Below are 26,492 nucleotides of genomic sequence, written 5' to 3' on the forward strand. Positions count from 1 at the left end.
CTTCTGAAAAGTCCGAGTCCCGTCCAGTGAGAACTCTCCGACTTCGGTGTCGGAGGTCACCTAGCGTCGCTACAAACACGGCAACGACCAGATCGCCGTTGGACTTCTCCACAAGACAGGACGTGACCACTGTGACCATCCAGCAGAACACGAGCGAAGAAGTACGAGAGATCGAAGCCGGCGCCGCACCCACGCGCTTCGCCCGCGGTTGGCACTGCATCGGTTTGTCGGCCGACTTCAAGGACGGCAAGCCCCACTCCATCGAGGCCTTCGGGACCAAGCTCGTCGTCTTCGCCGACAGCTCGGGCACGCTCGCCGTCCTCGACGGATACTGCCGCCACATGGGTGGCGACCTCACTCAGGGAACGATCAAGGGTGACGAGGTCGCCTGCCCGTTCCACGATTGGCGTTGGGGAAGCAACGGAAAATGCAAGAACATTCCTTACGCGCGTCGCGTGCCCCCGCTGGCACGTACCCGTTCGTGGCATGTCCTCGACCAGGACGGCATGTTCTTCGTGTGGAACGATCCCGAGGGCAATGCCCCGCCGGCAGAGGTGACCATTCCCCGCATCGAAGGCGCACTCGACGATGGTTGGTCCGACTGGGTCTGGTACCGCACCGAGGTGGACACGAACTGCCGTGAGGTCGTCGACAACATCGTCGACATGGCGCACTTCTTCTACGTGCACTACTCCTTCCCCACCTACTTCAAGAACGTCTTCGAAGGGCACGTCGCCAGCCAGTACATGAACGGACAGTCACGCGAGGACATGCGTCCGAACACAGCCGGCCAGCCCAAGTCGCTCGGCAACAGTTCGGATGCAACCTATTTCGGACCTTCCTTCATGGTCGACGACCTGACATACAAGTTCGATACCCACGACGTGAATTCGGTCCTGATCAATTGCCACTACCCGGTCAGCGCAAACAAGTTCGTTCTGCAGTACGGCATGATCGTCAAGAAGTCCGCCGAACTCCAAGGTGATGCCGCCGAGGAAACGGCGAGGAACTTCGGAACCTTCATCGCCAAGGGTTTCGAACAGGACATCGAGATCTGGAAGAACAAGTCACGCATCGAGAACCCCCTGCTCTGCGAGGAAGACGGTCCGGTCTACCAGCTTCGCCGGTGGTACGAGCAGTTCTACGTCGACGTAGCCGACGTCACTCCTGAGATGACGGAACGATTCGAGTTCGAGCTTGACACCACACGTCCTGTCGAGTCGTGGAAGAAGGAAGTCGAAGCCAACGTCGCTCGGAAACTGGAGGAGCAGAATGCAACCGCTTCGGTGCAGTGAGTGCAGTGCGCAGGTGCTCGTTGCGAAGAACAGTTGGGAACACACTTCGATCCAGTGGGACGCGGCAGCTCGCGCTCTCTGCCATGAAATCGACAACGATGCTCCCAATGACGGCCGGCTCGGTGCACCCAGCCGTGGCTGTCACGCACTGAGCGCAAGCATCGTCGATGCTGCCAACCGCGGCGACGTCGTCGTCACCGACAGCGATCCGGTTCCGACGCCGATCGTCGTCGACTGACATTCTTCAGAAAGGTTCTTCCATGATCGATATCGAGCAGTACGGCCCGTGGGCGGTGATCGCCGGCGGGTCCGAAGGCGTCGGATCGGAATTTGCCGACCAGTTGAGCAAGGCCGGTTTCAACCTCGTTCTCATCGCTCGCAAGCCCGGCCCGCTCGAGGAGACCGCAACTCGCGTGCGTGCGAACGGCGTCGAGGTTCGGACGCTGGCTCTCGATCTTCTCTCCGCCGATGCAATCGAGAGCATTCGCGCAGCGACCGAGGACCTCGAAGTCGGCTTGCTGATCTTCAACGCAGGCGCGAACAGCTACGGGCATGAGTTCGTCACCGGCGACCTGTCCGGCTTCCAGCAAGTGATCGACCTCAATATCACCTCGCAACTGCATTTGTCGCACTACTTCGGTGCTGCGATGCGCGAGCGCGGGCGCGGCGGCATCATCTTGGTCGGTTCGATGGCCGGATACATGGGCTCCGAACACCAGAGCGTGTACGCGGCCTCGAAGGCTTTCGGGCGTATCTTCGCCGAGGGTCTGTGGCTGGAACTGGCACCATTCGGCGTGCACGTCGTCGACCTGGTCCTCGGGGTCACACGGACACCAGCTATGGCGCGCGCCGGGTTGAACTTCGACATACCCGGCATGCGTGTTTCCGAGCCTGCAGACGTTGCCCGTGAAGGGCTCGAACACATCACCGACGGACCTGTCTGGGTCGCCGGTGGACACTACGAGACCGCCAAGAGCCGCAGCGGGTTCCCCCGCGGAGAGATGGTGGAAAAAGCTGCGGCCGGTATGAGGAAGCTACTCAACCGGGACTGATTCTCTTCGGCGAGTATCTACCGAAACGCAAAAGCGCTGCGCATTCAGATGAATGCGCAGCGCTTTTCGTTGGGCTGGCGTCAGTTTACTTGGACTGCCTCAGCGGACGGAGTCGGCGCAAATGCAGCGAGCATCTCCGACCCGGACCAGTCGTGTCCCCAATAGCTGTCAGCGGTAATTTCCTCCGAGGAGTAGTACCTCTCGTCGACCAACTTGCCTTCGGTGCCGAATTCGAGATCCCATCCACCTGGTGCGCGGACGTAGAACGAGACCATCTTGTCGTTGGTGTGGCGACCGAGCGTCGAGGAGATGGAGAATCCCAGCTTCGCTACCCGATCGAGAGCCTGACCCACCGCGTCGAGAGTGTCGACCTCGGTCATCAGGTGCACCATGCCCGGATCCTGGCTGTGCGGGGCCGGGCACAATGCCAGGCTGTGATGCCGCTCGTTGACACCCATGAACCGCACCCGGCGTGCAGGTCCGGCCCCCGGAGGGCCGACTCGGATGGCCCCACGCGGCAGGAAGCCCAACACCTCGGTGTAGAACGTGTAAGTCTCGTCGATTGCCGGTGTGGGCAGAACGACATGGCCGAGTCCTTGCGCCCCGGTGACGAACCGTCCACCGTGCGGGGTGACCACCGGACTGTGATCGAGTACCGCCCCGAAGAACACTTCGACACGGGTGCCCGAAGGGTCGTCGAATGCGATCACTTGCTCGGCATCGCGGTAGAGCGATTCTTCGTCCGACAAGACCTCGACAGCTCGCCCGGACTTCTCCACAGCTTCGCGTACGCGCTGAAGAGCGAACTGATCACGGACCTCCCAGCCCACGGCCAACGCCTTGTCGGTGTCACCGGGCAACACGATGAGCCTGGATCGACGCTCGTCGACACGCAAGTAGAGGCCATCGGCCTCCGGCCCCGATCCGACGGCCATGCCCAGACCGTCGACAACGAGTTCGCGCCAGCGGGGTACATCCTGCGTCTGAATTCTGAGATAGCCCAGACCGCGTATTTCCGTCATCGTAAGTACCTTTCGTCGAGGAGGCTTGTCAGATCATCGAGCGATGGATGCCTTGCGGCTCACCGCCGAGCTGTGTCAATGCCGAGGAATGGAAAATGGAACCGGGAACGTGAACAGCATGAGAAAGTCCCGCATGCGCGTCACGCCAGAACCGCTGCATCGGGAATTTCACGTGGAGAGCGCCGCCGCCTGAACGGGCGAAAATTTCATCCACTGCCCTTACTGCTCGCCATGCTGCAGCAGTCTGAGTCCGACGACCGATAGCTCGCATCTCGAAGGTGACCTCTTGCTTCTTCTCGGTCAGATCCCAGAAGCGATCCACGGTCTCGAGTACCGCGGCACGGGAGGCCGCGATCTCCGCGGCTGCCTCGCCGATAGCGAACAACACATACGGATCCTCCTTGATGGCTGTTCCTGTCACTGTTACCCGATCTCGCTGAGCATCCAGATGACATGCGAGGGCACCTTCGGCGATACCGATCAGTGAGGAAGTAATTCCGAGTGGGAAAATGCACGAAAACGGGAAGTTGTAGAGAGTCTGCTCCCGACCGAACTCCTTTGCCGCCGTCCCGTTCATCACTTTGTCCGCCCGCAGAGTCCGGTAATCCGGAATGAACGCGTTCTTGACGATGAGATCCTTTGATCCGGTTCCGCGCAGCCCGACCACGTCCCAACTGTCCGGGTCGATCTCGTAATCCGAGCGAGGAAGCAACACGTGCAGCATCGTCGGGGGCATCGCGCGTTTGCCTTCGGCGTCACCGAGTGCGGCACCGATCATGATCCACCCGCAGTGATCGGTGCCCGAGGAGAACGACCACCGTCCGTTGAGGATGAAGCCGCCGTCGGTAGGCGTCGCGACACCCATCGGTGCGTACGGGGAGGCCATCCACATGTCGTTGTCTTCGCCCCACACCTCGTCCTGGGCTTTGCGATCGAAGAACGCAAGCTCCCACGGATGGACACCGACGATTCCGCTGACCCAACCTGCGGCACCGTCCATGGCGCCGATACCCATCGCCGTCTCGGCGAATTCGCGAGGGTGAGACTCGTAGCCGCCGTATTCTTTCGGCGCCAGCATGCGCATGACTCCGGCGTCGCGTAGGCGTTTCGCCGAGGCATCGGACAAGCGCATCAGCTTGTCCCCCTCGACACCTTCTGCGCGAATCTCGTCGGCGAACTGTGAGATGTTGTCAAGAACCTGACCCATGATGATCTCGGCTTTCTACTTCGGTGCCCGGCCGGATGTGCACAGGCTGTCGTCTTCTCCGTTGTACTGCATTTTTTCCACTTCGGTAGAACGGGTCCTTCGAAGCGGATCAGACTCGCTTGGCCTGCCCGTTCGAGTCTTCTCGATCGGTCGACGAAACCGTGCCCTGTGAATCGGCCGCGTGCTCGGCCGCGATGTATCCGAAGACCATCGCCGGTCCGATCGTCGCCCCCGCTCCCGCGTACTCGTTCCCCATCACCGACGCGGACGTGTTACCGGTCGCGTAGAGGCCATCGATTGTGGAACCGTCGGGGCGAAGAACCCTGGCATGAGCGTCGGTGCTGAGCCCGCCCTTCGTTCCCAGATCGCCGGGCTCGCAACGAATTGCATAGAAAGGACCACGATCGATCTCGTCGAGGCATGGGTTCTTCATGGTGGGATCGCCGTAGTAGCGGTCGTAGGCGCTGTCACCTCGACCGAACTCTTCGTCCTTACCCGACCGCGCGTACCCGTTGAATCGAGTGATGGTGGCGACCAACGCGTCGGCAGGAACATCGATCATCGCTGCAAGCTCCGCGAGAGTGTCCGCCTTGTGGGCGACCCCGGAATCGTAAAATCCCTGGGGAAGTGGCACGCCCGGCAAGACCTGTGCAAACGGGTAACGCGAGCGGGCTTTGGTATCCATGACGAACCAAGCCGGAACGTGACCACCTTCGAGCTGGTCGTGAACGAAGTTCACATAAGGAGAGGATTCGTTGGTGAAACGCTGGCCCTTGCTGTCGACGATCACCGACGGCGGAATGCAGCGCTCGGACACCAACGGAATGACCGCGCCCATCGGATGCAGAACTGACGGCATCCACCATGCGTCGTCCATCAATGCGACGTCGGCGCCGATGGAAAGGCCTGCAACGATTCCGTCACCGGTGTTCTCGCGAGCACCGGAACTGATGTCGGCCACTCCATGCTCGGGCAGGTAGCGCGAACGCATCTCCAAGTTGTGCTCGAATCCGCCGGTAGCGAGGAGGACTCCTTTTCGAGCCGCGATGCGTATCGTCTTGTCGCCGCGCAGGGCCACGACTCCACGTACCACTCCGCCTTCGTCGACGATGAGCTCGGTCATCGAGGTCTGCAGCCACACCGGAACACCGGAGTCTTTGAGAACCATCCGCAGTCGCGCCACAAGAGCGCGTCCACCGGTCGCCATGTGGCGTCGACGAACGACGTTCGACGCTACTCGCCACGCCGCGACCAGGGACGCTCGACGACCCTTCCACGTACGCTTGACCATCGCGAGGTCGTGGTAGTCCTTCGAGGTGACCCAGAGTCCGAGCGGGCCTTTCATGCTGTTGGGACGCTGGAACTTCTCGTCGTCGCCCAGTGCACGGGTATCGAACGGTTGGCATTCGATGGTGCGGCCCAGTGCGCTGCCGCCTTCGTTTTCGGGGTGATAGTCGGAGTAGCCCTTCACCCAGAAGAGCTTCATGTGCGGACTCTTGTCCAGCAGCTGCATCAACGCCGGACCGTTGTCGACGAACGCATCCAGACGCTCTGCCGGAACGGTACCGACAGTGATGCTGTCCAGGTACGTACGAACCGACTCACGAGTGTCGACGACACCCTTGTCTACCAGTGTGGGAGCATTCGGAATCCAAATGCCGCCGCCGGATATCGCGGTGGAACCACCGAACGTCACACCCTTCTCGATGACGAGTGTGTCGAGCCCGCGATCGGCTGCTGTGACCGCAGCGGCCATACCTCCGCCGCCGCTTCCCACGATGAGGAAATCGACTGTTTCGTCGAACTGTTCCGAATCGATACTCATTTTTGGACGGCGTCCTCTCTCAGAAGAAAAGCAATAACTGCACTCTCGAAGGCGGCTTTCTGTTCGATCATCGCCCAGTGACCACACTTCGGGAATACATGTAGTTCGGCATTGGGTATCAGGCGCATCGGCAGCAGCGCCATGTCCATCGGACTGACTCGATCATCTCGACCCCAGGTCAGCAGGGTTGGAGCTTGTACGCGGTGCAGCTGAGCCCAGTACGGTGCCTCCGTCGACTTCGCAGCGGCTGCCGCATTTGCGGCAAAAGCCGCGCTGCTGTACATCTTTCGGGCACTCGCGAGGGTCTCGGGATCGGTTGCCTGAACCCACCGTTCCTCGATCAGATCTTCGGTGACCATGGCGGGGTCGTACACCATGGAGTGCAACCAAGAGATGAGGCGTTCCCTGGTCGGATCGTCGGTGAACTCCATCAGCAGTTTGATACCTTCACCCGGTCCGGGGCTGAAAATATTTCTTCCGATCCCACCGATGGTGACCAGCTTCGAGACTCGCTCGGGGTGTTCGATGGCGAATCGAGTGGCGACTATCCCGCCCATCGAGTTGCCCAGCAAGGCAACTTTGTCGAGGCCGAGGCCGTCGAGGAATCGCACGACTGCATCCATGGCGGTGACCATCGGGTGTCCACCGAAGTCGTCGCTGACGCCGAAGCCCGGAAATTCGAGTACGTAGGTGTGGAAATGCTCGGCGAACACATCGATGTTGCCGCGAAAGTTCCGCCACCCCGTGACGCCGGGGCCCGATCCGTGCAGCAGCACCAGGGGTGGGCCGTCGCCGGCTTCGTAGTACCGAAGTACGCCGAGATCGGTGCGAAGCTCCTTTTTCGAGCCTTCCTGGACACTCGAGACATTGGTCATGTGAGCACACGTTGCCACCAGCAGACCGCTGGATCGTTCCTCATCCCGGTCAGCGAGACCACCCGATCTGCGCGAGCGGCGTAACCGACTGATTCCACTGAACGAGACGACAATTCCGGCGTATGCACGGTGCTGCCTAACCTGGAACCCGATCGCCGAATCCCTCGGCGACACAACGAAACCGAAAGGTGCGCGATGTCGATCGAGTCGATGGAATCCGACCTCACCACCGTCAGCACTGCACCGACGCCGCTCGAGATGCGCCACGCCATGAGCCACTTCGCCAGTGGCGTCACTGTGATCACAGGTCTGTCCGACGACGGTCCGATCGGGTTCTGCTGCCAGTCGTTCGCGTCCGTCTCACTCGAACCTCCACTGATTCTCTTCTGCGCCGATCACCGTGGTCGTGCCTGGCCGAGCATTCGAGAGATCGGCCGCTTCACCGTCAACGTGCTGCGCGAGGACCAGGCGGACATGTGCTCTCGCTTCGGTTCCAGTCGAGGAACGAAGTTCGAAGGCCTGGACTGGACACGATCGAGCTGGGGAACTCCGGCCCTGCCGGACGTGTTGGCACGCGTGCATTGCGAGGTGGAAACAGTCCATCGCGCCGGTGATCACGACGTTGCCATCGGACGCGTTCTGGGCCTCGAAGCCCTCGGCGAGCAGCGCCCGATGGTCTTCTACCGCGGAGCCTTCGGACTCGCCGACACGTCCGGCATCTCGGGCACCTGAGGCCCGAAAGCTATGCCGACTCAGCGGACACTTCCGATGTGCAAGCGTCGAGCAAGGTTCGACGCTTGCACATCAGAGCCAGTGCCCGGACTGCACCGACAACAGCTGGTCCAACGTTTCGGTCGACCAGGAGCTCTCGTGCGCGTGCGGAACGAGAGAACGTCGCCGAGATTTTTCGAGTGCGGGGAACATGGCCTTGGTGACCTCGCGCACCGCGTCGACGACGAGTGGAGCAACCCGTTCCAGTTGGACGGTTCCCGCATCGCCGGAGAGCGAGATGCCGGCCACCGGCCCCTCCACCGTTCGGACAGCAGCACCGACGCACCCGATTCCGCGGACCGATTCACCTCGCTCGAACGCCAAACCGCGCCGCTGCCGAATGCGGTTGAGTTCTCGGTGCAACGTGGTGATGTCGGAAATGGTGGTGTCGGTACTACGATCGAGACGTTCCCCGAGCAGCCGATCCACTTCCTCCGGGTCCAACCACGCAAGCATCGCTTTACCGCTCGCGGTTGTGTGGGCGGGTACACGACCACCGACCCGGGTCGGGATGGCGGTCGCGCCGCGGCCGCCGAGCTTGTCGAGGTACACGCTCATGCCACCGTCGAGGACAGTGAGATGCACGACCATTCCGGTGCGCACGTGCAAATTGTGCAGCAGGGGTGCGGCCGCAGCTCGGACCTGACTGTGGTTGTTGTCGCCTCCACCGAGACCGATCGAACGACGACCGAGGCAATAGCCGAAGCTGGCGTGCTCGACCCAGTTCAGACGTACCAGCTGGTCGAGGATTCGGTACACGGTGGACCTGGGCAGCTCCGTACGGCAAGCCACCTCCTCCAACGTCAGGCGGGAAGCGCGACCATCGAACGCATCGAGGATCAGCGTCATGCGTTCCACCATCGAAGGCGGTAGATCCTTTTTTTCTGCAGCACCGGGTGTTGAGGTGTTTGGACCGACCGAGTTCATCCGGTGCCTCCGCAATCGGCAGTAAGCCTGCCGGTAAAATTGAAATGAATTCTTGAAATGGTAACAGCTGTCCGCCCCATATAGAAGAGGGTCCGCCCTCTTGATGCCGTCACCGAGTCCGGTGAACGGGAACTAGCACCGCATCGAACGGCCAGAGGTACTACAGATGAAGGCATGCAACCTTCTCGGCCAACCTCGGAGCGTCACCGATGCACATTGGCATAACGTCCCCGATCGTCGTCCAACACCCGAGCAACGCCGCGGAGTGGGAGGCGAGCGCAGGCATCGAGGAGCTGGTGCGCATTGCGCGCCAAGCCGACAATCTCGGATTTCATCACCTGACCTGCAGTGAGCACGTTGCCGTACCGGTAGATATCGCCGCCGAGCGCGGGGCGACCTACTGGGACCCGCTGGCCACACTCGGGTTCCTCGCCGCGCACACCAGCCGAATCAAGCTGGCCACCCAGGTTCTGGTTCTCGGATATCACCACCCACTCGCCATCGCCAAGCGCTACGGAACACTCGACGTCGTCAGCGGCGGCCGGCTGATACTCGGTCTCGGGGTCGGCAGTCTCCAAGAGGAGTTCGACCTGCTCGGCGCCGAGTTCGAGGGCCGTGGAGCTCGCGCAGACGACGCACTGGCAGCATTGCGGGAATCGCTGTCGAAATCGAATCCCGAGTATCACGGAACGCACTACGATTTCGACAACCTCGTGGTCAAGCCCCACGCCGTCCAATCACGAGTACCACTGTGGATCGGCGGCCGGACCCCCCGTTCCCTTCGGCGAGCGCGAACCCAAGGAGACGGCTGGGTTCCGTTCGGCTTGCCGCTGAGCGACCTCGAACGCATGCTGGCCAAGGGTGAGCAGCGAGCCGATTTCGAAGTGGTCTTGAGTGCAGGCGCGCCGCTCGACCCGCTCGGCAACAGAGCCGCAGTCGCCGACTCGCTCGCGCGCCGACGCCTGGCCGGTGCCACCATCGTGAGCGCCGCAATCCACGCAACAGGCGTCGATCACTACTGCGATCAACTGTCCGCCCTCCGCGACATCGGCGACGAGCTGGGCGTGGAGTTCCATTCGAATCAGACCGGAGCAACACCATGACAGACACCGACCAGCTGCTGCAGAACCTCCTCGATCGAGTCGAGGCCCTCGAGGACACGCTCGCGATCACGAAGTTGCTGGCCACCTATGGCCCCGCCGTCGACAGCGGCTCGGCTGAGGCCGTCGCACGCCTATGGACCGAGGACGGGGTGTACGACGTCGACACCGGCGTACTGACCGGCCAGGCCGAAATTTCGGCCATGGTTCGCTCCCGCGCGCATCAGGGCTACATCCATGGCGGCTGCGCCCACCTGCTCGAACCCGGACATGTACAACTGGACGGACTTCAGGCCGTCGTGACATGCAAATCGCAATTGATCCTCCATGACGGTGACGCTTACCGAGTCGCTCGCATCACCGCGAACCGGTGGGAATTGTCCAAGATCGAAGGGCAGTGGAAGGTGACGCGCCGGACGAACCGCCTGCTCGACGGCCGCGCGGAAGCTCGGGAACTGTTGGCGAGGGGCGTTCAGGACTGACCAGGACGGTTTCAGGCCGACCACGAAGAGCGATTCACGTACCGAAAGCGTGCGCATTCCAGGTATGTGCGCTAGAAATAGAATCAACTCTAATTTTGAAATGGAGGCATTTCGTGAGCACAGCACTCGAATTGACCGGAAGAACAGCGATCGTGACCGGCGCAGGTGCCGGACTCGGCCGTGCAGAAGCAATGGCCCTCGGGGCTGCAGGTGCCGCAGTCGTCGTCAACGACATCGGCGACAATGCGCAGTCCGTCGCCGACGAAATCGTCGCTGCAGGCGGCCAGGCGATCGCGGTCCTCGGGGACGTCTCCGACTGGTCTCTGGGCGAACGACTCGTGCAGTCGGCAAACGAGAAGTTCGGTTCGATGGACATTCTGGTCAACAACGCCGGGATCATTCGCGACAAGATGATCTTCAACCTGACCGAATCGGATTGGGACGATGTCATTCGAGTGCACCTCAAAGGACACGCGGCCACCTCTCACGCCGCCGCTGTTCATTGGCGAGCACTCTCGAAGAAGGTCGGCGGTCCAATCTACGGTCGCGTCATCAACACCTCTTCCGAAGCCTTCCTCTTCGGCTCCGCCGGCCAACCGAACTACTCGGCAGCCAAGGCGGGGATCACCGCCCTCACCCTGTCGACCGCTCAAGGGCTCTCCCGCTACGGCGTTCGGGCAAACGCGATCTGTCCTCGTGCGCGGACGGCGATGACGGCTCAGGCATTCGGGGAGAACACCGCTGCTGAAGCCGCCGAAGATCCGCTCTCCCCCGACCGGGTCGCAACCCTCGTCCACTACCTCGCCAGCGAAGCTTCGGACGAGATCAACGGACAGGTCTTCGTCGTCTACGGCAAGATGGTGGCGTTGATGGCAGCGCCGAAGGTCGAGAACAGATTCGATGCCGCAGGTTCGAAATTCACGATCGACGAGCTGGCAGAGAATCTGACTCCCTACTTCTCCGGCCGCGGCCCCTACGAGACCTACTCCGCATTCAGCGTGGCAGAACTCGAAAAGTTTGCACTTGCGACCGACGATTCGGTTGGCGGCGAATGAGGCTCGAAGGCAAGACTGCAATAGTCACCGGCGGTGCGGGCGGTATCGGCTGCGCGATCACCACCGTCTTCGTACGTGAAGGTGCCAAGGTGTTCTTCGTCGACATCGACGAGGAACGAGGAGCTGCACTCAGTGCCGAACTGGGCCCGAATGCAGAGTTTCTCTGCATCGACATATCGCTCGCCGAGTCGGCACAGACGATCTGCGACGCTGCTGTCGCCGCCTTCGGATCCGTCGACGTACTGGTCAACAACGCTCACGCGTCACGGCAAGCACTGCTTGTCGATACGACGAGTGAGATGTTCGATCTGTCGTTCAACACCGGCTTCTACCCCACGGTGCACCTCATGCAGGCCTGCTACCCCCACCTCAAAGCCTCCTCCGGATCGGTGATCAACTTCGCCTCCGGTTCCGGGTTGGACGGAATGCCCACTCAGGCCTCCTATGCCGCAGCGAAAGAAGCAATTCGAGGGCTCAGCCGCGTTGCCGCCAACGAGTGGGCTGTGGACGGCATCAGAGTCAACGTGCTCTGCCCCTTCGCAGCAACCGAGGGTGTGCGTGCCTGGCAGGCTGCCCACCCGGAGCGCGCTGCAGCGAGTGCCGCTAAGGTCCCGCTACAGCGAATCGGAGATCCCGAAACCGATATCGCTCCGGTGGCAGTGTTCCTCGCCTCCGAAGATTCCAAGTACATGACCGGACAGACGCTGATGGCCGACGGTGGAAGCAACAAACTGCGCTGACGTCGATCGACCACCGAGGTAAACAAACCAGGAGGAAAACGACACATGGAACGTTTCGACGGCAAAGTCGCCCTGATCACCGGTGCAGCACGAGGCCAAGGACGCTCTCACGCAATCGCTTTCGCTGAACAAGGCGCCGACGTGGTGCTGTGCGATCGTTGCGAGGACCGCGACGTAGTGCGGTACCCGCTTGCCACACAGGAGGATCTCGACGAGACGGTCCGGCTCGTGCAGGCAACTGGACGCAAGGCGATCAGTGCCACCTTCGACACCAGCGACCGACAGGCAATGAACTCCCTCGTGGAGCGCGCCGAGTCCGAACTGGGCCGCATCGACATCGCTGTCGCGAATGCCGGCGTATCGGTCGCCGCGCCGGTGCAGTCGATGTCCGAGGCTCAGTGGGCAGAAACGATCGGCTCCAACCTGACCGGAGTCTTCAACACCGTCGGTGCTGTCGCACCCGGAATGATCAGTCGTGGATACGGCCGCATCATCACCATCTCGTCGATGTTGGGCCGTGCCGGAAACACCAATATGGCCGCCTACGCGGCGTCGAAGTGGGGGGTCATCGGACTCAGCAAGAGTGCCGCACTGGATCTGGCACCACACGGAATCACAGTGAATACGATTGCACCCGGGAACATTTCGACTCCCATGATTCACAATGATTCCCTGTACGCGATGATGCGACCGGACCTGGACAAGCCGACCGCAGACGACGTCGCGCCCATCTTGCAAACCCTGCATGCGCAGCCGGTGCCGTGGCTCGACGCGGAGGAGATCACCCGCGTCGTTCTGTTCTTCGCCGCAGAAGCTAGTGCACATATCAGCGGCACGGTGCTTCCGGTCGACGCCGGAAACGCCGCGCGCGTCACCGGCTGACGCACACCCGAATCGGTGACGTCACGCAGTGAAAACCGCTGTGACGTCGCCGATTCCGGTAATGGATGCAGAGTAGGTCGAGCCTGCGGTCACCGAGACCATCGGGCCGAGGGCACCGGATAGAACGACTTCTCCCGCACGCAGCGGTGAACCGTAGGACAAGCTGGTGTTCGCCAACCATGCAAATGCGGCCCAGGGGCTGCCGAGGCAGTCGGATCCTTTACCCGTCGAGACCTGCTCCCCATCGGCGTACAGCGTCATCTCGACTTCTTCGAGGTTCGGGGCGTCACTGCGGTCCAGAGAATCTCCGAGAACGTACAGACCGGAAGAAGCGTTGTCTGCCACGGTATCGGCCAAGCTGATGTCCCAGTCGACCACGCGGCTGTCGACGATTTCGAATGCCGCGAATACCTTGCTCACGTAGTCCGGTGCAGTACCGGCATCGATGGGGACTTCGATGTCACGGGAAACCGTGAAGGCGATCTCGGCTTCGATCCGCGGCTGCAGTAGCCGGGTGAAGTCGACCGCGTCGTCCTGCGTGCAGTCCATGTCGTCGAGAAGAACACCGAAATCAGGTTGATCGACACTCATCTGCTTCTGCACAGCGGGCGAAGTCAAACCGATCTTTCGTCCTACGACAGTGCGGCCGGAAGCGACAAGCGCCTCGATGTTGCGCGTCTGGACCAGGTAGGCGGCGTCCACGTCCTCACTGCCGATGAGGTCCCGAACGGGTGAACAGGGGGTGGAAGTTGCAGTCGCAGTCGCAAGGCGCTCAGCAGCTTCGCTGATCGCAAGAGGTTCGATCGTAGTCATGCTTGTGACGTTATGCGCAGAACTCGACAGGGCCCAGCATCTGTCCCATCAGGCGGGACGGAGCGGCTAGTCACTCAACTCCTCGACGACGAACTTGGCGAGACTGCCCAGCCGCGCGCGGTCCGGCATCCGCGTCGGGACACCGAGTACATCGAGGGGCGCAGAGGTGACCGGACCGACACAGATCGCGGCGACCGGGCCCTTCAGCGCCGTCAGGAACTGCTCGAGCATCCCGTTGTCCTTCGCCGTCGACAGCAGCGACGCGACGGCCGGGGCACTGGTGAAGGTGACGGCGTCGACGTCGTGATCGGCAATCTTGACCAACAAGTCCACCAGTGGGCGCTGATCCACCGGCCGGATCCAGCGGTAGACGGGAATGGGCCGGACCTTCGCGCCGAGTCCGGCGAGCGATTCGCTCAAATGAATCGTCGGTTCCCATTCGGTGATGGTGCCGTGCAGTTGGACTGCAACATCAACTCCTGCAATACCTTCGGCTTCGAGGTGGTCGGCCACTTCCTGTGATGCTTCGGTGGTCGGCGACCATTCCTCACGTAGGCCGACGCCGCGGATCGCGCCCCGCGCCTTCGGGCCTCGCGCAACGATGCGCGAGGCCCGAAGCGCTTCGAGGAGCTCGTCTTCGGTGTTCCACCCCTTCGCCGCGTCGAGCCACCCACGAAAACCGACGGCCGTGCTGATCACCACCATCTCCGGTGGCTGCGCGATGATGCCCGAGGTCACCTCACGCAGCTCGGAATCGTCGAGCAGCGGCAACACGTGAATCGCGGGCACGTGCACCGTGGCCGCACCCCGCCGCTCGAGCATCACCGCGAACTCTTCTGCTCGGCGCTCGGCCGTGAGGGCGATCGTCTTGCCTGCAAGCGGTTCGGCCATGGGGCCACCATAGTGGCGAACTAGCTGCTGAACTTGTCCGGATCGGGGCCCGTGCGTCCGTCTACCGAATCGAGCGCGTTGATCTGCTGTAGCTCGTCGTTGCTCAGCGCGAACCCGAACACGTCGAAATTGCTCGCGATCCGCTTCGGGGTCACCGATTTGGGGATCACCACGTTTCCGTGCTGAATGTGCCAACGCAGTACGACCTGAGCTGGGGTAACCCCGTGTGCTTCTGCGATCGGGGCCAGCGCCGGGTCATCCAGGACGGTCCCCGAACCCAGCGGACTCCACGCCTCGGTAGCGATCCCCTTCTCGGTATGGAACGCGCGCAGCTCGGTCTGCACGAAGTGCGGATGAACCTCGACCTGGTTCACCGCCGGGGTTTCCCCGACCTCCTCGATCAGCCTCTCGAGCGTCGGGATGGTGAAGTTCGAGACGCCGATGGAGCCGATACGGCCGTCAGCCTTCAGCTTCTGGAAAGCCTTGAACGTCTCGATGTACTTGTTGCGGTCGAGCTGCTGCCAATGAATGAGGTACAGGTCCAGGTAGTCGAGCCCGAGCCTGGCCATACTGGCGTCGAACGCCTTCAGCGTCGAGTCGTATCCCTGGTCGTCGTTCCACAGCTTCGTGGTGATGAACAGCTCGTCGCGGGCGATTCCGGACTCCGCGACGGCCTTACCGGTGCCGGTCTCGTTTTCGTACACCTTCGCGGTATCGATGCTGCGGTAGCCGACCTTCAGCGCTTCGGCCACGGCGGCTTGGGCACCGTCGTCCGGAACCTGCCACACACCGAATCCGAGCTGCGGAATTGCATGCCCGTCGTTGAGGACAATTGTCGGGACGGTACTGGTCTCGGAAGAAAAGGTCATACGAGTGCCAACGGGTGACCGGGCGAGTCTGTTCCCGAGGGGTGACGAGTCTGTTTCCGAGGGCCTGGGATACCGGGAGTGGAGCCTGCGGAGCGACCCACGAGATACCGGGGGTGGAGCCTGCGGAACGACCCACGAGATACCGGGAGTGGAGCCTGCGGAGCGACCCGTTGGATACTTGCGGCGTGACTGCAACCTTGCGCGTGGATGATCTTGCGGCTTTCCACGGAGACCGAACGCTTTTCTCCGGCCTTTTCCTCACCGTCACCGAAGGCGATGTCATCGGTTTGGTCGGTGCCAACGGGGCCGGTAAGTCCACCTTGTTGACGCTGTTGGCAGGCGTCGGAACCGCAGATTTCGAGGGCGATATCTATACCTCTCCGCCCGATGCCACTGTCGGTTATCTCGCGCAGGAACCCGAGCGCGTTCCTGGTGAGAAGGTTGTCGAGTTCCTCGGCCGTCGGACGGGCGTCATGCTGGCCGAGGAGTCGATGAACGCTGCGGCGGAAGCACTCGGATCCGGCGATGGCGAGGATCTGTACACCCCGGCGCTGGAGCGGTGGCTCGCGCTCGGCGGTGCCGATCTGGCCGAGCGCACCGAGAAGGTCTTGGCAGAATTGGGTCTCGACACCGGTGGAGAGGTCTTGATGACCTCGCTCTCCGGTGGGCAGGCGGCCCGAGCCGGGTTGGCAGCGATCCTGCTGGCCCGTTACGACATCCTGCTTCTCGACGAGCCGACCAACGATCTCGACCTCGCTGGGTTGGAACAGTTGGAACGATTCGTCGTCGACACCCGCGCGGCGATCGTCGTGGTCAGTCACGATCGTGAGTTTCTCGAGCGCACGGTCACCGGCATAGTCGAACTGGATCGGGCGCAGCACCGAATCGACGTCTACGACGGCAGCTATCAGTCGTATCTGGACGAGCGTGAGATCGCTCGGCAGCATGCGCGCGAGAAGTACGACGAGTTCGCCGACACCAAGTCCTCGCTGGAGTCTCGCGCCCAGATGCAGCGCAACTGGATGGAGTCCGGGGTTCGCAACGCTCGTCGCAAAGCGCCCGACAACGACAAGATCGCGCGTAAGACTCGTGCCGAATCGACCGAGAAGCAGGCGGCGAAGGCTCGGCAGACACAACGCAGAATCGAGCGCCTCGAAGTCGTGGAGGAACCACGCAAGGAGTGGGAACTGCGGATGGAGATCGCGAGCGCGCCGCGCAGCGGCACCGTCGTTTCGGTGCTGAGCGGTGCCGTGGTTTCTCGGCCGGCGTTCACTTTCGGACCGGTGACGACGCAGATCGAGTGGGGTGATCGCATTCTGATCACCGGCGAGAACGGGTCGGGTAAGACGACGTTGCTGTCGGTACTACTGGACAAGCTGGTGCCGGACGAGGGCACCGCGTCACTGGGTTCTGGTGTCGCGATCGGCGAAATCGACCAGGCACGTGAGCTTTTCACTGGCGTTGCGACGGTGTCAGACTCGTTGAGCGCCGCAGTTCCTGAGTGGCCCGACGCTGAAGTCCGGACTCTGTTGGCGAAATTCGGTCTCCGTGGAGACGACGCACTGAGGCCCGCAGGATCATTGTCTCCGGGTGAACGAACCCGTGCCGCCCTGGCCTTGTTGCAGGCGCGAGGGGTCAATCTCTTGGTACTCGACGAGCCGACGAACCATCTGGACCTCCCGGCGATCGAGCAACTCGAGCGGGCGATGGAGAACTTCGAAGGAACATTGCTGCTGGTCACGCATGATCGACGGATGCTCTCCACGGTGCGCAGTACGCGACGCTGGGTGATGTCCGACGGGAAGTTGTCAGAAATGTAGGGTTGACGAATCGTTGGGTTTATACAACACTTTGATACATGAGCCCCATAAAGCGTGGGAACACGCTCCCGATTTACAACCGGGTGGGAGTCCTGCGGGCAGAACGAAAGATGAGCCGCGCGCAACTTGCCGAACTCGTCGAAGTGAACCCCCAGACTGTGGGCGCCCTCGAACGTGGTGACCACTACCCGAGTCTCGATCTCGCATTGCGAATGTGCGACGTCTTCCACCTACCCGTGGAAGCAGTGTTCTCGCGAGAAGAGTTCGGACCGCTCTCCGCAGAGTTGTATCGAAGGGAGAAAAACCCATGACCACACCCGAAGCCGCGGACATTTTGACCCGCTACCAGGCCTTTCGAACCAGACGCTTCCTCGAGAACGACGCCAAAACGCGACACTGGCTTCCGACGTGGCGCACCCAGCGGCGTCGACGCATCCTCGGGGTTTCCGTCGTTGCCGTTCTCTTCACGCTCCTGGTGATCTCGATTCTGTCCCTGTTCTGGCAGTACGCTCCCATCGCCTGGCTGCCGGCCACGGCGGCGTTCCTCGTCCTGTGGACGATGCTGCAGACAGTGTCCGGTCGGCACAGTGACGCGCCGGCGGGCGCACTCGACGAGTGGGAAGTCCAGCAGCGCAACGAAGCTCGCTCGATCGGGCTGACAGTGACCCAGGGCCTGGTGCTGGTGGCGGTCATGGCGTCGATCTTCCTCTCGACCTGGATCGAGAACGATCGTCTCGCCTACGCGGGAGCGCTCTGGACGCTGACCGCATTGCTGGCCGGAATCTGCTCTCCCGCTTTGATTCTCGCCTGGATAACCCCCGACCCCGATCCAGAAGACCTCTGACCGAAAGGGATCATGAGCACCCTCACGATCGACTCCATCTCCAAACGATACGGCGACACGGTCGCCCTCGACGCACTGAGCTTCGACGTCCGCCCTGGCGAACTGTTCGGCTTCGTGGGCAGCAACGGTGCAGGTAAAACCACCACCATGCGCATTGCGCTCGGCGTGCTGTCCGCCGACTCCGGACAGGTCCTGCTCGGCGGAAAGCCCGTGGACCTCGAAGTGCGCCGCACCATCGGCTACATGCCCGAGGAACGCGGGCTCTATCCCAAGATGAAGGTCGGCCCGCAGCTGGCGTATCTGGCCGAGCTGCATGGTCTCTCGTCTTCCGTTGCCAAGGACGCAGTACAACGCTGGACCGAGCGACTCGGAATATCCTCACGACTCGGCGATACCGTCGACGCACTGAGTCTGGGCAATCAACAACGCGTGCAGCTCGCCGCGGCCCTCGTACACGATCCCGCTGTTCTCGTTCTCGACGAACCATTCTCCGGATTGGATCCAGTAGCTGTCGATGTCATGAGCGAGGTACTACGCGAGAAAGCCGCCGCAGGAGTCCCCGTCATCTTCTCGAGCCATCAACTCGACTTGGTACAGCGATTGTGCGATCGGGTCGGCATCATCGCCGCCGGGTCGATGCGGGCAGTCGGAACCGTCGACGAGCTCCGCGGATCCGGCGACGCTCAGTTGCAGGTGCATGCGCCTGGCGCCACCGAAGGATGGGCCGACAGCATTGCCGGAGTCACCACCCTGAGTCATCGCGACGGACACTTCGTGCTCAGCCTGAAACAAGGCGCCTCCGATCAGGACGTTCTACATGCCGCACTGGCCACCGGCCCGGTACACGAATTCTCCGTCCACAAACCATCGCTCAGTGATCTGTTCCGAGAGGCGGTAGTGGCATGAGCGAAAAACTGACATCGACCCGAGCTGTACGTTTGATCGCCAAGCGCGAGTTCGCGGTACAGGTGATGAAGAAGAGCTTCGTCATCAGCAACATCATCATCCTCGCCGCCATCGTCGGCGGCATCATCGCATTCTCCATCTTCTCCGGCGGTGACGACGACCGGGACGTCATCGGCGTCGTCGGCGATCAGTCGATAGCGGCGGTACTGCAGGCCACCGGGGATGCCGTCGGCAATCCAGTCGAGGTCCGCGAACTCTCCGATGCCGCTGCCGCGCGGAGCGGTGTCGAATCGGGTGACGTTGCCGTGGCACTCGTGCCCGAGAATGCAGGGGCCTACACCGCGATCACCGATTCCGAACTGACTGGAACACTACGGGCCATCATCGAAAGCAGCGTCCAGAGCCAGGCGACCGACATCGCGCTCGAAGCGCAGGGTGCCGATCGCGCCGCATTGAACGCCGCCACCACGTCAGCGACCGTCACCGTCGACGCCATCGATCCGCCCGATCCCGAAGCGGGACAGCGCACTGCGCTGGCACTGTCCGCAGTGTTCATCCTCTACGCGCAGATCATCGGCTTCGGTATGTACGTCGCGATGGGCGTCGTCGAGGAGAAGTCCTCGCGTGTCGTCGAATTGCTGCTATCGACCGTGCGGCCACTACAGCTGCTGTGGGGCAAGATAATCGGCATCGGCGCCGTCGGAATCCTTCAACTCGCCCTGTACGGAATCGCGGGAGTCGGCACCGGCCTCGCCACCGGAGTTCTGACCGTCACCGGTGCCGCGATCAGCGTGTTCGCCGGTACCCTCGGCTGGTTCATCCTCGGCTTCGCCTTCTTCGCAGTGCTCTATGCGGCGGGCGGGTCCATGGTCTCGCGGCAGGAGGACGTCAACTCCACGACCATGCCACTACTACTGCTGATCATGGCAATGTTCTTCTCCGCCTTCTATTCCGTCGGCGATCCGGAGAGCACCCTGAGCAGTGTGCTGAGTTGGATCCCACCGTTCTCCGCAGTCATGATGCCGCTACGCATCGCCGCCGGAGTCGCGCCGGTCTACCAAATTGTCGGAACCGCGCTGATCATGCTCGCGACCACCGCGGCCCTCGCCGTCGTCGCCGCGAAGATCTACCAACGGTCCATCCTGCGCATCGGCAAGACCGTCACGTGGAAAGAAGCGTTCGCTCGCTAAGCTTCCCACCATGAGCACACGAACGTCCGCCGCCGAGATACTCGATGCAGTTCTCGACGGCGGATCGTTCGTCTCCTGGGACACCACTCCCCTCGACGTCTCCCCCGGCCCCGCCTACGCAGCAGATCTCGAGGCAGCCCGGGACAAGACTGGCGTCGACGAATCGGTCCTGACCGGCTCCGGCACGGTCGACGGCCGTCGGGTAGCCGTGATCGCGTGCGAGTTCGGCTTTTTGGCGGGGTCGATCGGTGTGGCCGCTGCCGAACGGATCGTCGTTGCAATCGAACGTGCCACGGCCGAAAAGCTGCCGCTGATCGCGTCACCGACGTCCGGTGGAACTCGGATGCAGGAGGGCACTCTCGCCTTCGTGCAGATGGTCAAGATCGCAGCCGCCGTCACGCTGCACAAGCAGGCTGGATTGCCATATCTGGTCTATCTGCGAAACCCGACGACCGGCGGAGTATTCGCTTCGTGGGGTTCGTTGGCGCACGTGACGGTCGCCGAACCCGGTGCGCTCATCGGATTTCTCGGACCACGCGTGTACCAGGCGCTCTACGACAAGCCCTTCCCCGAGGGCGTCCAGACGGCCGAGAACCTGTATCGACGCGGCGTCATCGACGGCGTGGTGCCGGTGGCGAATCTGCGCCATCTGCTCGTGCGGATCCTGCGCGTCGTCGCAGGTGATGCCGCACGGGCCGTCACACTCGAACCTGCGCCGCTGGTCGCAGACATAGAAGAGCGCACGGCGTGGCAGTCGGTGATCTCCTCCCGTCGACCCGACCGCCCCGGGGTTCGCGAACTACTGGAACATGCAGCCACCGAACAGGTTCCACTGAGCGGTACCGGCCAAGGCGAATCCGACACCACAATTCTTTTGTCGCTCTGCCGATTTCGAGGAATCGCGTGTGTCCTCTTCGGCAACGATCGCAGCAGCCACAGTGTCACCGCTACGATGGGCCCGGGTGCGCTCCGCGAAGCTAGACGCGGCATGCGGCTCGCCGAAGAACTGTCGATTCCGCTGGTTCTGGTGATCGACACGTTCGGCGCAGCGCTGTCGAAGGAGGCGGAAGAAGGTGGCCTTGCGCCCGAGATCGCCCGCTGCATATCCGATCTCGTCACCCTCGACACGCCCACGGTGTCGGTGCTTCTGGGGCAAGGCACCGGTGGTGGCGCCCTGGCGTTGCTACCGGCGGACCGCACATTGTGCGCGGAGAACGCCTGGCTCGCACCACTGCCGCCGGAAGGTGCAAGTGCCATCGTGCACCGCGACACCAGCCATGCCGCCGACATGGCCGAGTCGCAGGGCATCCGATCCGTCGATCTCCTTCGTGAGGGAATCGTGGACGCCATCATCCCTGAAAGCCCCGATGCGGCCACGGAACCGATCGACTTCTCGCTTCGCGTCGCCGGGGCCATCGCGCGCGAACTACAAGACCTGAGTCAGCAGATTCCGGGCACGCGGTTGACCACCCGCCTGAGCCGCTATCGGACTTTGGGACTTCGGGACCAGCGCTAGAACGTCACCTGCCCGAACGTCGGACGGTAGTTCGATCTTGGTGTCGCCGACGGCGAAGAACTCACGCCCTGCCACCGAATGCCTGCCGGCGATCTCGGCGTCGGCCACGTCGTCGATCGTGCCGTCGATCCGTACGATGCCTGCGATGACCGAGCGGACCTCGTCACCAGGACACCGTGGAACACCGCAGGCGTACCCATGCAGTCGGCGACATCCTCGGCGGCCATCCCGTCGAACGTCAAGCGACCGCGGTGGTAACGCGTCGTCACCGGCCACGTGGTCGGGTCGAATCGGGGACGTGCTGCACCGGAAAGCGAAGGAAGAAGTTCGAAGAGGGTCACGTCCTTCAGTCTTTCCGCACCCGACCGCCCGCTCGAGATACTTGACGGAAATCTAACGTCGGCGGCACCGACTATGACGCCGCCCTGACGGTCGGGGTCGAAGTAGCACTGCTGTGTGCACACTATCGGCCCGATTCGACGGGATTCGGACGATCCGCGCCGAGAGTGTGCACTCAGGCCGGCGGTGGAGAGTTGACCGACTTTCGTCTCCTCCGCACAACCGTCATGATCTCCTCGACCACACCGTCGAGATCCGACATCACCGTCGCCGCCGAATATCGCAGCACCAGCCACCCGTCCAGTACCAATGTGTTCTGCCGTCGACGATCGCTGGTGAATGTCGCCGGATCGATGTGAAACGCGCGCCCGTCGATCTCGACGATGACTCGAGCGCGGAAGTCCACTAGGTCACCGTAGAACCGGCCGACTCTCGCATTGATCTCCATACGAAAGTTGCGCGCGGTCAATGCCCTGGCCACGCGTCGCTCAGGTTCCGAACGGGTACCCGGGCAGCACCGCCGAAGCTGTTCTCGCAGCGCAGTCGTACCGTTCATACCACCTGTGGTCGCGCAGAATTCGGCGACTCTGTGCCAGGGAATGTGCATGTCGATCGCAGCGTCGAAGAACTGTTCCAACTGGGGCTTCGGCAGCGTCACCGACACGTCCAGGAAGGTCTGCTCGATCGTGACGACCGGCAACCCCCGATATGCCGTGACCGTCGGGAGTGTGCGTCGATAGAGCCGAATCCAGTCGGGGCAGCGAACCTGGCCCGACGGGTCCACGGTCGCCTCGACATGCGCAGGCTCGTACTCGATGAGCCCCCACAGCCACGCCGCGGACAAATGGCTGATCACCGCACCTGGTTTCCACAGCGTCACGGCTGTGCACAGGCCCGGATAGTCAGGCTTCTCGTCGCCGTAGACCTGCGGTAGAACTCTGATCAACTTCCCCGAGCGCACGCGAGAGGCGATATTCCCGCGGCTCACCCCCGCCGCGATCAGTTGTGCTGATGTACGAACCCCCATGGCGTACACCGTTGCCGACGGGACCGCTTCGCGGTAGAGGCGATCTCGAATCTGTGGACAACTCCTGTCCATCCACAGTTTCGGGTGCCTCAGCGCATATTTCCGGGTGCCTCAGCGCACACTATCGGCCCAATCCGACGGTATTCCGGCGATCCGCGCCGATAGTGTGCAATTCTCGGCGACCACCGGAGAAGTACCCACATGCAACCGACGCCCAACTATGGTTGCCCCATGAGCGGCGAATACCGGACAGCATTCGACAACAGCATCGACCGACGCGAGGAATTCTGGCTCGACGCTGCGCAGGCCGTCGACTGGAACAGCGCCCCGACGACGGCGTTCGACGGTGAGCGATGGTTCGCCGACGGCACCCTCAACACCTGCTACAACGCGCTCGACCGCCACGTTCGCGCAGGCCACGGCGACCGGGCCGCGCTGATCTACGACTCCGCGATGATCGGTGTGCAGCGCACCTACAGTTACGCCGAACTTCTGGGCGAAGTGTCACGGTTCGCCGGAGTCCTGCTCGCGCATGGCGTACGGGTCGGCGATCGTGTCGTGGTCTACATGCCGATGATCCCCGAGGCCGTGGTCGCGATGCTGGCGTGCGCACGCATCGGCGCCGTGCATTCGGTTGTCTTCGGTGGGTTCGCCGCCAAGGAGCTTGCCGCACGCATCGACGACGCGGAGCCCACCCTGCTGGTGACGGCGAGCGGTGGCTTCGAACCGGCCCGCGTCATCGAGTACCTCCCACTCATCGCCAAGGCTCTCGACATGTCCACGGCCGCACCACCGAAGGTCATTGTCAAAGCTCGCGACGGGATACCGACCGAACACGACTGGCTCGATTGGGACACCGAGGTCGCCGGCGCCACCGACGCCGATCCGATCCCGGTGCAGGCGACCGATCCGCTGTACATCCTCTACACCTCCGGCACCACCGGTAAACCGAAGGGCGTCGTCCGCGACAACGGTGGGCACGCCGTCGCTTTGACGTGGTCGATGAGCAACATCTACGACGTCGGGGCAGGCCAGGTCATGTGGACGGCCTCTGATGTCGGCTGGGTCGTCGGCCATTCCTACATCGTCTACGGTCCCCTCTTCGCCGGAGCGACGACAGTTCTGTACGAGGGCAAACCCGTCGGGACGCCGGATGCTGGGGCGTTCTGGCGTGTCGTTGCCGATCATGGTGTTCGGGCGCTCTTCACTGCGCCCACTGCCCTGCGCGCGATTCGCAAGGTGGACCCGCAGGCAGCGGAGCTGAGCAAGTACGACGTTTCCTCGCTGAAGATGTTGTTCGTCGCGGGTGAGCGGCTCGACCCGGACACCTACGAATGGTCGTGCCGCATCCTGAACATTCCGGTCGTGGACCATTGGTGGCAGACCGAGACCGGGTGGCCGATCTGCGCCAATCTGCTCGGCTTGGAACCACTTCCGATCAAGTCCGGTTCGCCGACAGTGCCGGTGCCTGGCTTTCGCGTCGGCATTCTCGATGCCGTCGGCAACCCCGTCTCGGCGGGCGAGGAAGGCAATATCGTCATCGAACTGCCATTGCCACCGGGCACCCTGGTCGGGTTGTGGAACGACGAATCACGTTTCCGCAGTTCATATCTCGAAACGTTTCCAGGGTACTACCTCACCGGAGACTCCGGGTACATCGATTCCGACGGCTACGTCTACGTGCTCGGCCGCAGTGATGACGTCATCAACGTTGCCGGACATCGATTGTCGACCGGCGCGATGGAGGCGGTACTCGCGGGCCATCCGGCTGTCGCCGAGTGCGCGGTGATCGGCATCCACGACGACCTCAAAGGCCAACGCCCGAGTGGTTACGTAGTCCTCAAGTCGGGTGAGCAGATCACCGAGGACCAGCTCCGCACCGAACTGGTGGCCATGGTGCGAGAACAGATCGGGGCGCTCGCGACCTTTCGCGACGTCACCATCGTCGGCGCGCTTCCGAAGACACGGTCAGGAAAGATACTGCGCAAGACGATGCGTCAGATCGTCGCCGGGGACGAGTACGGCGTTCCCTCGACCATCGAGGATCCGGCGGTATTGGATGCGCTGGAGAAGCTCCTCCGACACTGACGGCGAGGTTCGCGCGCCCAGATCCGCTCGGCCACAGTAGCGTCCTCGTCATGAGCAAGCTCGGTACCTCACCGAAAGCAGACTGGCTCGCCGTCGCTGCCGTGGTCACCACGGTGGTGGCATGGGCGTCGGCGTTCGTGGCGATCCGCGGTGTCGGGACCTCGTTCGGCGCCGGGCCACTCGCACTGGGCCGGTTGTTGATCGGGAGCACGGTGTTGGGGTCGATTCTGCTGCTTCAGGGCAAGTGGGTCCGGCCGAACCGAACTCAGTGGCTACAGATTCTCAGCATCGGGGTGTTCTGGTTCGCGATCTACAACGTCGCACTCAACGCGGCCGAGCAGCGCGTCGATGCCGGGACCACGTCGATGCTCATTCAGATCGGCCCGATTCTGGTTGCACTGTTCGCGGGCCTGCTCCTCGGCGAGGGCTTTCCTCGATGGCTCGTCATCGGTGCGGCCATTGCGTTCGCGGGTGCCGTCATGGTCGGGGTCACTACCGCTCTCACCACTAGTGATACGACGAAGACCGACGCCGGGTTCTTCGGCATCGCATTGTGTCTGGTGTCAGCAGTGACGTATGCGATCGGTGTACTGAGCCAGAAGCCGGTACTGCGTTCCGTACCTGGCCTGCAGGTGACGTGGATGGCGTGCGCGATCGGAACTCTGTGCACACTCCCCTTCGCGCCGGCTCTGATCGGCGACCTCGCCGATGCGTCGGGAGCCGCTGTCGGTGGTCTGCTCTATCTCGGGTTGATACCGACCGCATTGGCCTTCAGCACCTGGGCGTACGCGCTGACACGCATGGATGCCGGCCGCCTCGGCGTCACCACCTACGCGGTACCACCGATCACCATCACGTTGGCGTGGCTTCTACTCGGGGAGATTCCGCACTACCTCGCAGTGGTAGGTGGGGCAATCTGCCTCGTCGGGGTCGGCGTCTCGCGTCGACGCTAGAGC

Annotated in this window: 27 protein-coding genes; 17 read left to right on the forward strand and 10 right to left on the reverse strand. The window is 62.5% G+C overall.

The window, feature by feature from the left end; all coding sequences use genetic code 11:
• Positions 1–131 precede the first annotated feature (131 nt).
• Genes O1W68_RS01535 through O1W68_RS01545 form a run of 3 tightly spaced genes read left to right on the forward strand, consistent with a single transcriptional unit; the run spans position 132 to position 2,347 of the window.
• Positions 132–1,295 carry a Rieske 2Fe-2S domain-containing protein gene (locus O1W68_RS01535; protein ID WP_269301756.1) on the forward strand — a complete coding sequence of 388 codons (1,164 nt, stop codon included), beginning with the start codon at positions 132–134 and terminating at the stop codon, positions 1,293–1,295.
• Positions 1,273–1,533: a hypothetical protein gene (locus O1W68_RS01540; RefSeq protein WP_269301132.1), complete on the forward strand. Its 261-nt coding sequence runs from the start codon at positions 1,273–1,275 to the stop codon at positions 1,531–1,533. Before O1W68_RS01535 ends, O1W68_RS01540 begins: the two co-directional genes overlap by 23 nt.
• A 22-nt stretch (positions 1,534–1,555) precedes the next feature.
• Complete coding sequence (locus O1W68_RS01545; protein ID WP_269301133.1) at positions 1,556–2,347, forward strand: SDR family NAD(P)-dependent oxidoreductase; 792 nt, start codon at positions 1,556–1,558, stop codon at positions 2,345–2,347.
• 80 nt (positions 2,348–2,427) lie between these two features.
• Here the strand turns inward: O1W68_RS01545 and bphC are convergent, their stop codons facing one another.
• The 4 genes from bphC to O1W68_RS01565 form a co-directional block, all read right to left on the reverse strand.
• Positions 2,428–3,369 (reverse strand): biphenyl-2,3-diol 1,2-dioxygenase, encoded by a 942-nt coding sequence (bphC, locus tag O1W68_RS01550; protein ID WP_269301134.1) that lies wholly within the window; start codon positions 3,367–3,369, stop codon positions 2,428–2,430.
• A 28-nt stretch (positions 3,370–3,397) separates the two neighbouring features.
• The gene (locus tag O1W68_RS01555) at positions 3,398–4,576 is read right to left on the reverse strand and encodes a hydroxylase (RefSeq protein WP_269301135.1); all 1,179 of its coding nucleotides are present in this window, start codon (positions 4,574–4,576) and stop codon (positions 3,398–3,400) included.
• A gap of 109 nt (positions 4,577–4,685) precedes the next feature.
• Positions 4,686–6,401 carry an FAD-binding protein gene (locus O1W68_RS01560; RefSeq protein ID WP_269301136.1) on the reverse strand — a complete coding sequence of 572 codons (1,716 nt, stop codon included), beginning with the start codon at positions 6,399–6,401 and terminating at the stop codon, positions 4,686–4,688.
• A complete protein-coding gene (locus O1W68_RS01565) occupies positions 6,398–7,276 on the reverse strand; it encodes an alpha/beta fold hydrolase (protein WP_269301137.1) in 879 nt (292 codons plus the stop codon). Before O1W68_RS01565 ends, O1W68_RS01560 begins: the two co-directional genes overlap by 4 nt.
• Positions 7,277–7,471: 195 nt before the next feature.
• Between O1W68_RS01565 and O1W68_RS01570 the strand changes: the two genes are divergently transcribed.
• On the forward strand, positions 7,472–8,008 hold the full coding sequence (locus O1W68_RS01570; protein WP_269301138.1) for a flavin reductase family protein: 537 nt from the start codon (positions 7,472–7,474) through the stop codon (positions 8,006–8,008).
• A gap of 72 nt (positions 8,009–8,080) precedes the next feature.
• Here O1W68_RS01570 and O1W68_RS01575 read toward each other — a convergent pair whose 3' ends face one another.
• On the reverse strand, positions 8,081–8,974 hold the full coding sequence (locus O1W68_RS01575) for an IclR family transcriptional regulator (RefSeq protein WP_269301139.1): 894 nt from the start codon (positions 8,972–8,974) through the stop codon (positions 8,081–8,083).
• Between the two features lie 209 nt (positions 8,975–9,183).
• On the opposite strand from O1W68_RS01575, the gene O1W68_RS01580 reads away from it, so the two are divergent.
• The 5 genes from O1W68_RS01580 to O1W68_RS01600 all read left to right on the forward strand — a co-directional run bounded on the left by O1W68_RS01580 (position 9,184) and on the right by O1W68_RS01600 (position 13,233).
• A complete protein-coding gene (locus tag O1W68_RS01580; protein WP_269301140.1) occupies positions 9,184–10,077 on the forward strand; it encodes a TIGR03619 family F420-dependent LLM class oxidoreductase in 894 nt (297 codons plus the stop codon).
• Positions 10,074–10,556, forward strand: coding sequence for a nuclear transport factor 2 family protein (locus tag O1W68_RS01585; protein ID WP_269301141.1), 483 nt, complete (start codon positions 10,074–10,076; stop codon positions 10,554–10,556). Before O1W68_RS01580 ends, O1W68_RS01585 begins: the two co-directional genes overlap by 4 nt.
• 113 nt (positions 10,557–10,669) lie before the next feature.
• Positions 10,670–11,611: a 3-oxoacyl-ACP reductase gene (locus O1W68_RS01590; protein WP_269301142.1), complete on the forward strand. Its 942-nt coding sequence runs from the start codon at positions 10,670–10,672 to the stop codon at positions 11,609–11,611.
• A complete protein-coding gene (locus O1W68_RS01595) occupies positions 11,608–12,351 on the forward strand; it encodes an SDR family NAD(P)-dependent oxidoreductase (protein WP_269301143.1) in 744 nt (247 codons plus the stop codon). Before O1W68_RS01590 ends, O1W68_RS01595 begins: the two co-directional genes overlap by 4 nt.
• Before the next feature lie 45 nt (positions 12,352–12,396).
• A complete protein-coding gene (locus O1W68_RS01600; RefSeq protein ID WP_269301144.1) occupies positions 12,397–13,233 on the forward strand; it encodes a mycofactocin-coupled SDR family oxidoreductase in 837 nt (278 codons plus the stop codon).
• 21 nt (positions 13,234–13,254) lie between these two features.
• Here O1W68_RS01600 and O1W68_RS01605 read toward each other — a convergent pair whose 3' ends face one another.
• The 3 genes from O1W68_RS01605 to O1W68_RS01615 form a co-directional block, all read right to left on the reverse strand.
• Positions 13,255–14,046, reverse strand: coding sequence for a 2-keto-4-pentenoate hydratase (locus O1W68_RS01605; protein ID WP_269301145.1), 792 nt, complete (start codon positions 14,044–14,046; stop codon positions 13,255–13,257).
• A gap of 66 nt (positions 14,047–14,112) precedes the next feature.
• Complete coding sequence (locus tag O1W68_RS01610) at positions 14,113–14,937, reverse strand: uroporphyrinogen-III synthase (RefSeq protein ID WP_269301146.1); 825 nt, start codon at positions 14,935–14,937, stop codon at positions 14,113–14,115.
• A gap of 20 nt (positions 14,938–14,957) precedes the next feature.
• Complete coding sequence (locus O1W68_RS01615) at positions 14,958–15,806, reverse strand: aldo/keto reductase (RefSeq protein ID WP_269301147.1); 849 nt, start codon at positions 15,804–15,806, stop codon at positions 14,958–14,960.
• A 185-nt stretch (positions 15,807–15,991) separates the two neighbouring features.
• Here O1W68_RS01615 and O1W68_RS01620 point away from each other — a divergent pair, with 185 nt between their 5' ends.
• From O1W68_RS01620 to O1W68_RS01645, 6 genes are read left to right on the forward strand one after another with little or no spacing between them, the layout of a single operon-like run.
• A complete protein-coding gene (locus O1W68_RS01620) occupies positions 15,992–17,626 on the forward strand; it encodes an ABC-F family ATP-binding cassette domain-containing protein (protein ID WP_269301148.1) in 1,635 nt (544 codons plus the stop codon).
• Positions 17,627–17,664: 38 nt separating this feature from the next.
• The gene (locus O1W68_RS01625) at positions 17,665–17,937 is read left to right on the forward strand and encodes a helix-turn-helix transcriptional regulator (protein WP_269301149.1); all 273 of its coding nucleotides are present in this window, start codon (positions 17,665–17,667) and stop codon (positions 17,935–17,937) included.
• On the forward strand, positions 17,934–18,470 hold the full coding sequence (locus tag O1W68_RS01630; RefSeq protein WP_269301150.1) for a hypothetical protein: 537 nt from the start codon (positions 17,934–17,936) through the stop codon (positions 18,468–18,470). Before O1W68_RS01625 ends, O1W68_RS01630 begins: the two co-directional genes overlap by 4 nt.
• A 12-nt stretch (positions 18,471–18,482) precedes the next feature.
• Positions 18,483–19,376 (forward strand): ABC transporter ATP-binding protein, encoded by an 894-nt coding sequence (locus O1W68_RS01635; RefSeq protein WP_269301151.1) that lies wholly within the window; start codon positions 18,483–18,485, stop codon positions 19,374–19,376.
• Positions 19,373–20,566, forward strand: coding sequence for an ABC transporter permease (locus tag O1W68_RS01640; protein ID WP_269301152.1), 1,194 nt, complete (start codon positions 19,373–19,375; stop codon positions 20,564–20,566). Before O1W68_RS01635 ends, O1W68_RS01640 begins: the two co-directional genes overlap by 4 nt.
• Before the next feature lie 10 nt (positions 20,567–20,576).
• Positions 20,577–22,082, forward strand: coding sequence for a carboxyl transferase domain-containing protein (locus O1W68_RS01645; protein WP_269301153.1), 1,506 nt, complete (start codon positions 20,577–20,579; stop codon positions 22,080–22,082).
• Here O1W68_RS01645 and O1W68_RS01650 read toward each other — a convergent pair.
• Entirely contained in the window at positions 22,079–22,423 is a 345-nt protein-coding gene (locus tag O1W68_RS01650; protein ID WP_269301154.1) for a hypothetical protein, read from the reverse strand. The two genes, O1W68_RS01645 and O1W68_RS01650, sit on opposite strands and share 4 nt — an antisense overlap.
• Positions 22,424–22,596: 173 nt before the next feature.
• Positions 22,597–23,448 (reverse strand): type IV toxin-antitoxin system AbiEi family antitoxin domain-containing protein, encoded by an 852-nt coding sequence (locus tag O1W68_RS01655; RefSeq protein WP_269301155.1) that lies wholly within the window; start codon positions 23,446–23,448, stop codon positions 22,597–22,599.
• Positions 23,449–23,679: 231 nt separating this feature from the next.
• On the opposite strand from O1W68_RS01655, the gene O1W68_RS01660 reads away from it, so the two are divergent.
• Together O1W68_RS01660 and O1W68_RS01665 are read left to right on the forward strand one after the other, a co-directional pair.
• Entirely contained in the window at positions 23,680–25,536 is a 1,857-nt protein-coding gene (locus tag O1W68_RS01660; protein WP_269301156.1) for an AMP-binding protein, read from the forward strand.
• 50 nt (positions 25,537–25,586) lie between these two features.
• On the forward strand, positions 25,587–26,489 hold the full coding sequence (locus O1W68_RS01665) for a DMT family transporter (protein WP_269301157.1): 903 nt from the start codon (positions 25,587–25,589) through the stop codon (positions 26,487–26,489).
• Positions 26,490–26,492 lie beyond the last annotated feature (3 nt).

The sequence above is a fragment of the Rhodococcus sp. H36-A4 genome (assembly GCF_027158005.1).
In the GTDB taxonomy this organism is placed as follows: Bacteria; Actinomycetota; Actinomycetes; order Mycobacteriales; family Mycobacteriaceae; genus Rhodococcoides.